This window comes from Segeticoccus rhizosphaerae (assembly GCF_009192725.1).
GTDB lineage: Bacteria > Actinomycetota > Actinomycetes > Actinomycetales > Dermatophilaceae > Segeticoccus > Segeticoccus rhizosphaerae.
In genome coordinates this window covers 1-11,158 of record NZ_VOHR01000106.1, presented here as the reverse complement: position 1 = coordinate 11,158, position 11,158 = coordinate 1, and the positions used below count along the sequence as shown (strand labels likewise).

15 protein-coding genes are annotated in these 11,158 nt (G+C 66.9%); 10 read left to right on the top strand and 5 right to left on the bottom strand.

Going from position 1 to position 11,158, the window contains the following annotated elements; all coding sequences use genetic code 11:
* Nucleotides 1–1,489 (top strand): hypothetical protein (locus FRW57_RS23175; RefSeq protein WP_476748652.1); only part of this gene is annotated, 1,489 nt, incomplete at its 5' end.
* 265 nt (nucleotides 1,490–1,754) lie between these two features.
* Here the strand turns inward: FRW57_RS23175 and FRW57_RS10495 are convergent.
* The 4 genes from FRW57_RS10495 to FRW57_RS25070 all read right to left on the bottom strand — a co-directional run bounded on the left by FRW57_RS10495 (nucleotide 1,755) and on the right by FRW57_RS25070 (nucleotide 5,010).
* Complete coding sequence (locus tag FRW57_RS10495) at nucleotides 1,755–2,159, bottom strand: hypothetical protein (RefSeq protein WP_152185967.1); 405 nt, start codon at nucleotides 2,157–2,159, stop codon at nucleotides 1,755–1,757.
* The gene (gene dcd, locus FRW57_RS10490; protein ID WP_162529333.1) at nucleotides 2,156–3,460 is read right to left on the bottom strand and encodes a dCTP deaminase; all 1,305 of its coding nucleotides are present in this window, start codon (nucleotides 3,458–3,460) and stop codon (nucleotides 2,156–2,158) included. The genes FRW57_RS10495 and dcd overlap by 4 nt, the downstream gene beginning before the upstream one ends.
* Before the next feature lie 615 nt (nucleotides 3,461–4,075).
* On the bottom strand, nucleotides 4,076–4,426 hold the full coding sequence (locus FRW57_RS10485; RefSeq protein ID WP_152185965.1) for a hypothetical protein: 351 nt from the start codon (nucleotides 4,424–4,426) through the stop codon (nucleotides 4,076–4,078).
* Between the two features lie 176 nt (nucleotides 4,427–4,602).
* Nucleotides 4,603–5,010, bottom strand: coding sequence for a MarR family transcriptional regulator (locus tag FRW57_RS25070; protein WP_420853244.1), 408 nt, complete (start codon nucleotides 5,008–5,010; stop codon nucleotides 4,603–4,605).
* A 355-nt stretch (nucleotides 5,011–5,365) separates the two neighbouring features.
* Here FRW57_RS25070 and FRW57_RS24450 point away from each other — a divergent pair, with 355 nt between their 5' ends.
* Complete coding sequence (locus tag FRW57_RS24450; RefSeq protein WP_238999392.1) at nucleotides 5,366–5,524, top strand: hypothetical protein; 159 nt, start codon at nucleotides 5,366–5,368, stop codon at nucleotides 5,522–5,524.
* Nucleotides 5,511–5,696: a hypothetical protein gene (locus tag FRW57_RS24445; protein ID WP_238999391.1), complete on the top strand. Its 186-nt coding sequence runs from the start codon at nucleotides 5,511–5,513 to the stop codon at nucleotides 5,694–5,696. Before FRW57_RS24450 ends, FRW57_RS24445 begins: the two co-directional genes overlap by 14 nt.
* 138 nt (nucleotides 5,697–5,834) lie before the next feature.
* Here FRW57_RS24445 and FRW57_RS24440 read toward each other — a convergent pair whose 3' ends face one another.
* Nucleotides 5,835–5,981 carry a hypothetical protein gene (locus FRW57_RS24440; RefSeq protein WP_238999393.1) on the bottom strand — a complete coding sequence of 49 codons (147 nt, stop codon included), beginning with the start codon at nucleotides 5,979–5,981 and terminating at the stop codon, nucleotides 5,835–5,837.
* Between FRW57_RS24440 and FRW57_RS24435 the strand changes: the two genes are divergently transcribed.
* The 7 genes from FRW57_RS24435 to FRW57_RS10445 form a co-directional block, all read left to right on the top strand.
* Nucleotides 5,953–6,195, top strand: a complete 243-nt coding sequence (locus FRW57_RS24435) for a transposase (protein ID WP_238999390.1) — start codon at nucleotides 5,953–5,955, stop codon at nucleotides 6,193–6,195. The genes FRW57_RS24440 and FRW57_RS24435 overlap by 29 nt on opposite strands.
* 505 nt (nucleotides 6,196–6,700) lie before the next feature.
* Nucleotides 6,701–7,543: a hypothetical protein gene (locus FRW57_RS10470; RefSeq protein WP_152185963.1), complete on the top strand. Its 843-nt coding sequence runs from the start codon at nucleotides 6,701–6,703 to the stop codon at nucleotides 7,541–7,543.
* 53 nt (nucleotides 7,544–7,596) lie between these two features.
* Entirely contained in the window at nucleotides 7,597–7,827 is a 231-nt protein-coding gene (locus FRW57_RS10465; protein WP_152185962.1) for a hypothetical protein, read from the top strand.
* Complete coding sequence (locus FRW57_RS10460; protein ID WP_152185961.1) at nucleotides 7,824–8,660, top strand: hypothetical protein; 837 nt, start codon at nucleotides 7,824–7,826, stop codon at nucleotides 8,658–8,660. Before FRW57_RS10465 ends, FRW57_RS10460 begins: the two co-directional genes overlap by 4 nt.
* The gene (locus FRW57_RS10455) at nucleotides 8,657–8,968 is read left to right on the top strand and encodes a hypothetical protein (RefSeq protein ID WP_238999389.1); all 312 of its coding nucleotides are present in this window, start codon (nucleotides 8,657–8,659) and stop codon (nucleotides 8,966–8,968) included. Before FRW57_RS10460 ends, FRW57_RS10455 begins: the two co-directional genes overlap by 4 nt.
* On the top strand, nucleotides 8,968–9,783 hold the full coding sequence (locus tag FRW57_RS10450; protein ID WP_152185960.1) for a hypothetical protein: 816 nt from the start codon (nucleotides 8,968–8,970) through the stop codon (nucleotides 9,781–9,783). Before FRW57_RS10455 ends, FRW57_RS10450 begins: the two co-directional genes overlap by 1 nt.
* On the top strand, nucleotides 9,780–11,158 hold a 1,379-nt coding region (locus FRW57_RS10445), incomplete at its 3' end, for a hypothetical protein (RefSeq protein ID WP_152185959.1). The genes FRW57_RS10450 and FRW57_RS10445, both read left to right, overlap by 4 nt.

Below are 11,158 nucleotides of genomic sequence, written 5' to 3'. Positions count from 1 at the left end.
CTCCGCCGCCGTGGCCAACGAAGCGCTGGCCGACGCCGTCGCGGTCATCGACCGCGCGACCGCCGTCGGGGTGGACGTGCCCACCGCCCGAGGCCACGGCGCAGGCGACGACGTCTGGCCGGCGCGGCTGCTGCTCATCGACGACGCAGAACACACCGACCACGCCGGCCACGACGAGCTGCGACAACTGGTGGACCTGGTACACGACCACCCCGGCCAAACCGGCACCGCCATAGTGCTGGTCGGCGGCGACGAGCAGGGAACTAACACGACCATCCGCGTCACCGCCAATGGGCGGGTCACCCTGCCGGCCGCCGGGCTGGACCTGATCGCCGTCGGACTGACCAGCGACGAAGCCCGAGGCTGCGCAGCCCTGTTGGCCCAGGGCGAGGACCTGGACGACACCGAGATCCCCGTTCCCGACGAGCCCGACGGATGGCGGTCGTTCACCAACGCCGCCGGCGCGTTGCGCGACGAGCACACCCGACCGCGCGACCACGCCCGCTCCGACGACACCGAGGACGACCAGGAGACAGGCAGCCTCCTGGACGCGCCCGACGAGGACTACCTCGCTGTCGCGGCCGCCACCGCCGACGACCTGCAGGCCCTGGCACCCCACGTCCCGGTCCAGGTCCGGGACGACCTCGAGGCCGCCGACCCCACCCTCGACGACGACGTGGCCGCCTGGTTCAGCGACGACTGCACGCTGCCGCGGCTCACCCTGCTCGGGCCCGTCGGCGCACGCACCCGCGGGGAGGCGGTCGCTGTCGCCAAACGCAAGCCCTACGCCACCGAACTGCTGGCCTACCTGGCGACCCGTCCCCACGGCGCCACACCGGCCCAGCTGGCCGACGCCTTCGGCATCACGGGCGGCCGCGCCCGCACCGACATCAAGATGGTCCGCGACTGGCTCGGCATCAACCCCCGCACCGGCACCAAGCACCTGCCCAACGCCCGCGAGTCCGCAGCCGCCAAGAGCCGCGGGATCGGCGTCTACCAGGTCGAGGACCTGCTCGTCGACGCCGACCTGTTCCGCCGTCTCCGGGCCCGCGCAGAAGCACGCGGGGCCGACGGCCTGGTCGACCTGCGGCGCGCGATGACCCTGGTCGGCGGGACACCCTTCGACCAGCTGCGCCCTGGCGGGTGGTCCTGGCTCTCCGAAGGCGACCGGCTCGACCAGCACATGCTGTGCGCCGTCGTCGACGTCGCCCACACCATCACCACCGCAGCCCTCCAGGCCGGGGACCTGCCCCAGGCACGTAGCGCCGCGGAGCTGGCCGCACTGGCTGCACCGCACGAGGACATCCCCAGACTCGACCTCGTGGCCGTCGCCGCAGCCGAAGGCCACCACGGGGAAGCCGGACGCATCCTGCGCGACGACGTGTGCAACCGATCCGACGACGACCAGGCTCCGACAGAACTGTCCGCACGCACCCAAGAGATCATCCGCAACCGCGACTGGCTCGACCCCGACCGCGCCGCGAGCTGATTGCCGAAAGCGCCAGCGAAGAGTGCTTGAGGGCGACCGGGGATCTTCGAACAGAGGGCGCCAATTGCCTACTGAGCAGGGCCGCTTGCTGGATGCGGTGAGCGTGGATCAGCCCGGCCGTGTCGGACGGCGTACAACCGATCTGGCGCAGAGCCGCCTCATCGAGCGCGGTCAAGTTCACCGCGGAGAGCATTCCGGCCTCTGCGACGACGACCATCTCACATATCAAGCTATCAAAGGGGCGCAGGCCGAGAACCCTGCAACTTCACGATCCACTCCTCGGCATCAACGACTTCAGTTCGTCCACCAATTGGGGAGCTTGTAGATTGGGCTCCAACTCGACCTGCCCGTCTCGCCCCTTCACCCAAGTTCGGCCCCGCATTCCCGGACCTCCAGGAAGACCAGTCACCTTAGGCTCATCGCCGGTGAGGTCCACAAGCACCGCGCGATGGAAATTGTCTTGAATGTACTTAACTGTACGCGCCAACGTCAACGCACCATTTGATACTGCAGCAATCACCAATGCGACGGCGAACAGTGTTTCAGTGATGAACCCGCCTTCCGAGCCTTCTGGCAGGTCCGTCTTCACGTCCTCCCACCCCGTCACTTCATCGAGTAATCGCGGACCTTCTTCAGCAGCCGCCTCTTCAATTTCAACAGTGAGTCTCATTCGCGCTCCCGCAAATTCCCGATAATTTTGAGTTCTTTGTCCTTGATTCCTTCACTATACCGTGGCAGCCAATCTTGGTTTTGGTACTTTCCGTCATACCGGTGTGGCTGCCCGCAGATTGCCGCCGGGACGATCTGTGCCACCCGTTGCCCCGGCGTGATCTCCAGCGGGATCGAAGTAAGGTTTACCAATTCAAGCGTGAGACAGCCTCTGAATCCCGACTGCACTTCTACTGCGGTTGCAGAAAGTAGGCCCATCCGACCCAGAGAAGATCGCGATAGCACTTGTGCATTGCAATCATCCGACATCAAAATTGACTCAAGAGTTACGGCTAGCACCATCTCTTGTGGATGAAGAACGAAAGGTTCTCCCCATCCCACCTCTACCATCTCTTGAATTCCTCTCGAACCCTTTCCGGACACTGCATTGAGCGAAACCGCAGAATTCCGCCTGAAGACGATGAAATGACGCCCGAGTCGGACGTCTCGCGACGGACGCCCTGTGGCACGCTCGTCCGCGCGCACACCGTCAAGAGAAACATGGAACGCATTCGTCACCTCGAAATCATCAGGATCTGATTCCCTGTATTCAAGCGAAACCTGCGACAGAAATCGATGCTGGAACTGGAGGAAGTCAACAGCATGCTGAACGCGACGTTCCCAAGACGCCACCTCCTCGACTACATCGCCCTGCAAAGGGGCGCCGTCGGGTGACACTGGGTCACCTTCGACCCACAGACTCGCGACCAGACCCGACTCTACTGATGAGGGGGACGAGACGGCGCTGGCTGCGTCCCAATCGCTACTAATAGGCGGTTCCCCTCGCCCACGCCTTTTTCGCGCGTCTGCAGCAACGGTCTGGCGCACGGCCTCTTTGAGGTGCTCTCCCGACAACTCTCCGATCACGGCATCTCTCACCAATGGTGCGAAGTGTTGATACGCCTGTACGCGCAACCGCTCTAAAGAATGTAGGCTACTGTCAAGAAAGCCTGAGAGTTTCGGGTTCGGCTCTCGATGCTCCAAAACCCACAGGCGCATCTGAGGTGAGGGGTGCGATTCGGACCATTTCGGGGGGCTGTGAACCTCAAGATAGGATCGAAGAGCATTAACTCCGCATGTGCCGTAGTAGTGAAACATTACGGCGTCACACGCGGTTTCAACTAGCCAGGCGATAACGATCATGTACCACGGCTCACAAGCGGCGGTGGGATCTTTCACTCTCTCCCTAGCCGTCCTGACGACCTGCTGAACGCCCTCTGGCGTGTTTACGTCGATACCTTGCACGGAAAGAAACTTCTTCATCCAATCATTGTCATAGCGCAAGTGCGCAAGTTCGTGCCCCAAGCTGATTGGATGCCAACGGCCTTGAGTGCCGTCTCTGTAAGGGACCGACAGGAGCCTAAAGGTACCAGCCGTCGCCAAGAAGTTGGGCGTGAAGTATATTTTGCTTTGGACGCTCTCCAGCATCGTAAGAAATGACGATCTTGTTTCTGCTTTGAAGGTGCGGCTGCTGCCTGGCTTGGTGATGACGTGGAGCCCATCAACCCCGAGCTCGGACAGGCGTTGTCTAATCCACCAATGAAAGCCGCTATTCGACTCAGCGTATCGAACGGCTCTACGGATCTCCACCAGGGCATCTTCGAGCCTTCCTAAGGCTAGCGAATAGCCTGATAGGTCTGGCGCGGCCATCTCGCTGCCAGCCTGTTTAACCTCGTCGAGATATGCGCGGATCTTCCCCGCGAGGGTCGTCTCGTCCGCCCCGGGTGAGGCGAGCCTAAATATCCCCCCTAGGTCCTCCCTTTGGGGTAGCCGGCTACCCTCTATTGCGCGACTGATATCATTCAGCGCAGCATCGGCATTTTGCGCCGCTCTCAGCAAACCCCTGTATTGCTGCATAGAAGTCGCTAGTAGGGAAGATCAGATTGCGGCATATTGCTGATCTTGCTCACGGTCCATTTCATATGCGTCTTCTACTAAAGTGTTTGAGATCCTATCAAGCTGCGCAGCCAACGTTTCTGCCTTTTTTGGGTCCACGACGCGAACAGTCTCATCCTTGGTGCTGATGCCACTGCGCGCGCCGAGGAATTTGGCGAGCGTATCCTCAATGATGCGTTCCCGTTCAGTTGCGGAGTCATCAGGCGAAGGTGTCTCAGCCATGGCGCGAACAATGAGGCTCGCTGGCCCGAAGTGGTCACTCGGCGCTTTTGCATCGTCAATGAGGTCAGAGAGCGCCTTCGCGTTTGACCGCCGCGTGTTCAGGTCCTCCAACCACCCGAAGACTAAGGTTGTCTCCCGGTGAAGAGCGGGCCCAACCACAGCGTCGCGGTTCCGCAGGAGCGCTGTGATCAAAGCGGACACGGCTGACGAGGCGCTGGCGATCTGGGCCTTCTGTCCTACCGTGGCGTTCCATTCAGCGCGATCTAGGGGTCGTGCGTACACGTTCACTAGTCCTCCTCGCCTGTCCCACGCTGGAGGCTGCCAGCATGGCCCGGGCGTTGATCCATGGCTAGCGGGACACTAGCACCGGCGGGTCGAGCGGTGAAGGTGATCTGAGAAGTTCTCTGATTGGTTTGAGGTTCTTGGGTCCCAGCTGGTGTGTCAGATGAGGTCATGTATTCAGTCTGCGGTTCGGGTCGGACAAGCGCGGAAAGTTCTCGCGCCCAGTCCCATGCAGCGCTGGGGCGACGGAGCAAGAAGCGACGCCGGTCACTACCCCGGGGGCAGTCCACCAACAGTTGTGCCTCCACGAGGGCTTGGAGTGGCTTCTGGACGTTGCTTGGCGCGGTGCCTATCGTGGCTGCGAGGTCAGTCAAGGTCACAAGACCGTCCGGGTCGTCGGCGATGGCAAGCATCACCTCAAGGCGATACGCCTGCCCGAAGACCGTCTTTGACAGGGCTCTGAGACGGGCCGTCTCGAAGCTCGGCTCATCACTGTCTCTCATGTGACCAGAGTAGCTCCTCTTACGCGAATCGCGTATTACGTTGGACGTCTGCGTGTTCCCGCGGAACACGCGAAGATCCAGCGAGTGGCAGCGCTAGATATCGATAAGGCCGAGCTGGTGTGCTGTGTGCGGATCCCCGGCCCGCCGGGCAAGTCCAAGCCGGTGCAGGAGGTGGTCACGTACTCCACGATGACCCGGTCGCTGCAGCAGCTGGCCGACCGGTTCCTGGACTTGGGGGTGACCCGGGTGGTGGTGGAGGCCACCAGTGACTACTGGAAGCCCCCCGTTCTACCTGCTGGAGGCCCGCGGGCTGCACGCGTGGCTGGTCAACGCCAAGGACGTCAAGCACCTGCCCGGACGGCCCAAGACGGCTCGATGCGGTGTGGTTGTGCAAGGTCGCCGAACGCCAGATGATCCGGCCTAGTTTCGTGCCGCCGGCCGGGATCCGTCGGTTACGCGACTTGACCAGGTATCGGGTGGCGTTGGTGGCCGACGCGTCCGCCGAGAAGAACGGGGTCGAGAAGCTGTTGGAGGACGCGTGCATCAAGCTGTCCGTGGCCGCGACCGACATCCTCGGGTCTCCGGGCGTCAGATGATGGCCGCGCTGATCGGCGGGCAACGCGACCCCAAGGTCCTCGCCCAGCTGGCCCGGGCCCGGATGCGCGTCAAGTTCCCGCAGATGGAAGAGGCGCTTGTCACGCGTTCTTGCTGGCCAGCATGCTCGCCCGGATCGACTAGATCGAGGCGAAGGTCGCCGCCCAGGATGCGCGGATCGAGGCGGAGATCGCCGCTTTCGCTGAGGCGTTCGACCGGCTCGACCAGATCCCCGGGATCGGCCCGACCGCCGCCCGGGTGATCATCGCCGAGATCGGGGTGGACATGTCCCGGTTCCCGACGCCCGCGCACCTGGCCTCCTGGGCCCGGTTCGCTCCCGGGATCAAGGAGTCCGCCGGCCGTAGGAAGGGCACGGGCGCCACCGGCCACGGCAACCGGTACCTCGCCGCTGTGCTGGGTCAGGCCGCCGTCTCGGCCGCCAAGACCGACACCTTCCTCGGGGAACGCTACCGACGCCTCGCCCGCCGACGTGGCAAGTAGCGCGCACTGGTCGCCGTCGGCCGCTCCATCCTGACCATCGTCTGGCATCTGCTCTCAGACCCACCACCGAGTTTGTCGACCTCGGCTGAGACTTCTACGACACCCGGCAGAGCGCGAATACAACCACATCCGTCGCCTGGAAGCCCTCGGCTACAAAGTCACCCTCGAACCCGTCGCCTGATCAACACCGCCTCGACCACTGAAACCCTTGCCGGCCAGCGGGCGCTCACCCACGCGTGGTCACCTTCGTTTTTCGGACTAGCCGACCGTTTGTTGACTTGCGAGGTCGGTCGCCTGCCGGGTGGGAACCATGCGGGATCACCCCTTCTTCGCCGACCTTCAGGGCCGTCTTTCCGCTTCCCGGCCAACTTATCCAGCCGAGTTGGGGTGCGGAGCATTTCTGCAGGTCAACGCACGTTCCCCCTCCCCTGTGGGGCCCGCGGAGGGTGCGCACCCCCGCTGTGGGGGGACGTAGTCGGTGACGTGCGAGGGCGAGGGTCCTGCCGTGTCCGAACGGCAGGAGGGATCCGAGATGAGCATCGCCGAGCACCTTGGGGTGGGGCAGCACAGCCAAGTGTTGGTCCGCGCCGACCGGCAATGGGAAGGCTGGTGTGCGCGGTATCCCGAGCTCGCCATGGCCGCCGACGCCGCGAGCCTGCAGCAGTGGCTGAGGCGAGCCGGCGAGGCCGACGCGGATGAGGTGTTGTTGGCTCTGGCGACGCTGGCGTCTGCGGACGCTGATGCCGACCTGGCCGCGGCCGGGATGCTGGCCCGGGCGTTGGTGCCGGGCGCCACGGTCCTGGCGAACAGGCTGCGCACGCTGACCCGTGACATCGACCAGGTCGTCGCCGGCCAGCTGTGGATCCAGGTGCGGACCTTCCCGTGGCGACGACGGCGCAAGGTGGCCGCGAACATCCTGCACGACACCCGGTCGGCGGTGCTGCGCGAGTGCGACGCCGCCTCGCAGCTGACGCGGACCGATCCGACCTGGAGCAGGACGACGTCGGTGGATCCAACCAACCATTTCTGGGCCTACCACCAGCCGCTGAAGGAACCACTGTCAGTGGACTCGGAGGGCGAGCTGCTGGACCTGTTGGAGTGGGCCTGCGACCACGACGTCATCAGCGGTGATGACCGTGCCCTGCTGTTGTGCCTGGTCAAGTCGGCCGCCCGGGCCTCGATCCCGCGGGTTACGCGTTCCGGGGCGGGCCTGATGGCCCACCAGGTGACCGGGCCGGTCGCCCGGCAGTGGGGCCTGTCCCGGCCGACGGTCCGCCGGCGTGCGGGGCTGGCCATCGCGGCGCTGTCAGCCGCATCCAAGAGTGGTCAGTTTCAGGTTCCGGCATGAGGGGTGATCACCAGCCCGGCGCGACGCGCCTTGGGTCGGTAGAGGTGATGACAGTGGCCAAGAAGCAACCCGTGGGGGATCCCGACCGGCGCAGCCTTGCGGAGATCGCGCGGCTGTTTGACGTGGTCGGCCGCGAGGCCGAGGTGATCCGGCAGATCGACGGGTCCGTGGCACACCTGCACCAGGTGCAGCAGGCCAAGGCGGCGCTGAGGGACCTGACGGCCGCCGAGCTGCGGGCCGCCATCGACTACCGACGCGCTGGGCTCGGGGGTGAGACGGCGTGAGCCAGACCATCACCGAGCGGCGTGCCGTCTCGGTCGAGGAGCTGAAGCGCGCCTGGGCCGCAGTGCAGACCGGGCAGTTCCGCCCGCACACCGTGCGCACTCCCGCCGCGGCCGAACGAGCGGCCACCGACCCGGCCAGCGCGGTCGGGTCGGGAGGAGTCGAACCCGTCCTGCCGGTACTGGGCTGCGGTGGATCCAGCGGCGCGACCACGTTGGCCGTGGCCTTGGCGACGGCGATCGGCGTACCAGCCCGGGTGGTCGAGTGCGCCTCGCGCACATTGACGGGACTGGCCGCAGCAGCCGCCGCCGAACTGGGCGCCAGCGGCAGCTGGATCCGCGGCACCCGCGACCAGGTCGTCCTCGAGCGCGTCGGCGAGGTGCTGACCACCCTCGACGAGGTCCCTGAGCTCCTGCCCGCGGACGACGGCGCGACCGCGACGGTGCTGGACGTGGCCTGGGAGATGGGCCAGGTCCTGGCCACGCCCGGCTGGATGGCAACCGTGGTGCGAGCCGGGAACCCGGTTGTGCTCACGGCGACGGCCACCATCCCGGGTCTGCGCCGCCTGGAGGTGGCGCTCGACCTGCTGGGCGAGGTCCCGGTCGTGGCTGCGGTTCGTGGCCCGGTTCCCAGGCGCTGGCCCAAAGCGGTGCGGCACAGCGCCGGCCCGTTGACCCGCAGCCTCGAACGCGAGCAGCGGCTGGTGTGCACCCCGCTCGACTCCGGCCTCGCTGTCCGCGGGCTGACCGGAGACCCCTTGCCCAGACCGCTGCTGGACGCGGCGGCGCAGCTGCTTCGGCTGGTGCCGGGCATCACCACGAAGGGAACACGATGAACAGCAACGTCATGGACCAGGCCGCGGCGCGGGTGACCACGCTGGCCGCCAAGGTCTGCCCGAAGGCGCCGCCCGGAGCAGCGCAGCCGGTCCAGGACATCCAGGGGTATGTGCTGTGGGGGGTCGGGATCTTGTTCTTCTTGGGGATCATCGTCGGCATCGGCGGAGTCGTCGGGGGACGGGTGTTCGCGATGCCGCACGCCAGCAAGGTCTCGATGATCGGCATCGTGGTCGTCTTCGTCGCGGTCATCGGCTACCTGGTCCTGCCGGGCGTCTTGACCGCGATGATGGGTCAGGGCTGCATCTGATGTCGATCAGCGTCGAGGGCGGGCAGGCGTGGGGTCGTGGCCGGCTCCTGGCGGTGCTGGCCGGCGGGGTGGCCGCGGTCCTGGCCGTGCTGGTCGGGCTCGGCTTCGCGGTCTACTTCCTGCTCCGGCCTGGCCCCGACGTCGCCACCCGGCAACCCGATCCGCACGCGTTCGCCACGCAGCAACGAGGCAAACAGCACCGGGACCAGGTAGCCGCTGCACCGATGATGCAGGTCCCCGCCGACGCCGCGCTGCCGAGCGAACCGGCCGCCGTCCCGGGACCGGCGATCAGGATTCCGGCCGCCACTACGGTGGGGCCGGCGCAGGTGCCGACCGGTTTCCCGCATACCCCCCAGGGTGCCGTGGGTCAGCTGGCCGCGATCGAGCAGGCGGTGCTGCAGGCGATGAGCATTCGCCAGACCAACAGCATCCACCGCCAGTGGGCCCTGCCCGGCGGCACCGGGGTGGCCGGCTGGCCGCTGACCCGCAACGTGCAGGCGTTCCTCGGCGCCGCGCGGATGGGCGACACGCTGGACCCGACCAGCACGGTCGTGGTGACCCCGCAGGCTGCCCTGGTGAAGGGGACCGACGGCCCGGACTGGGTGCTGGCCTGCGTGCTGGTGGAGGTGCGGGCCACCGTCGACCGGGAATCGCGGATGGGCTACGGCTACTGCGAGGCGATGGGCTGGCGGGGCGGGCGGTGGATGATCGCCCCCGGGCCGCCGGCGGCACCGGCGCCGTCCACCTGGCCCGGCAGCCAGATCAGCAAGAAGGCCGGCTGGCGGACCTGGACCACGGCAGGTGAGGGCGCGTGATGCCCACCGACCTGCCCATCCCCAACCCGTTCTCGTCGCTGGCGGGAGCAGCGACCAAGGTCGCCGCGGACGCGTGGACCGCCGCCATGCTCACGGTCTGGAGCGCCGGGCTGTGGGTGCTGCGCTGGGTGTTGCACCTCGCGGACAGCTGGCTCACCCCGGACCTGAGCGAGAACGGGCCCGGCGCGGCGGTCTACCGGTACACCTTCTGGATCGCCGGATCCCTGGTGCTGGTCATGCTGATGGTCCAGCTGGGCACGGCCGCGATCCGACGCGAGGGCAAGACCCTGGCCACCGCCCTGCTGGGCGCCGGCCAGTTCTGGCTGGTGTGGTGCGCGTGGCTCGGCTGGGGCGTCGCGGTGATGACCGCCTGCACCGGCCTGACCCACGCCCTGATGGAATCTTTGCTGAAGATCGACTCCTGGGCCGGGTTCGACCCGTTCGGCCAGCTCGACGCCAGCGACGTCTCCGACGCGGTGGTCGCCACCGTCCTGGGCGGACTGGGCTGCTTCCTCTGGCTGGCGGCCATCGGGCACATCCTGGTGCTGCTGACCCGAGCCGCAGCCCTGCTCGTGCTCGCCGCGGCCACACCGATCACCGCCGCAGGCTTGGTGTCCGAGGTGGGCCGACCGTGGTTCTGGAAGAGCCTGCGCTGGTTCCACGCGGCCGCGCTGACCCCGATCGTCATGGTCCTGGTCCTCGGCTTGGGCACCCAGCTAGCCACCGGGGTGGCAGCCGGGAAGGCGGACTCGATCGAGACGGCAGTCGGGACGGCGATCCCCTCTGTGGTGCTGATCTGCATCAGCTGCTTCGCACCGCTGGCGCTGTTCCGGCTGCTGGCGTTCGTGGACCCGGGCACCACCTCCGGCGCCGCGCTACGAGCGGGCCTGGCCAGCCACGGCGGGATCCAGGGAGTGCTGACCGGCGGGTCCGGCCCGTCCGGCTCGTCTAGCCCCGCGGAAGGATCCCCGGCCGCCTCGACGGCAGACAGCAACGGCACCTCGCAGGGCGAATCCTCCGGGCAGGACGCTGGCGGCGGACGGTTCACCAAGGCACTGGCCGGGGCCTTCGGGCCGGTCGGCGCCGCCGGGGTCGGGGCGATGCAGACGATCGGCACCAAGGGAGCCGCGATCGGCGCCGACCTGGCCGGCCAGATGGGCGTCGGGCACGGCAGCTACTACCCCGACTTCAGCCAGCAGCGACGCCAGCGAGACCAGGACAACCCCGACCGCCACGAGAGCCGCGAGGGCGCCGAGGACGAGGACGCCCCCGGGGCGACCCAGGACGGTCCCGACGGCACGACACCCGGCGCGGGGAACGGGCAGGGCCCGGCCCAGACCAGCGACCCCGCGCCGGGTGTCGTGCCGTCGGGACA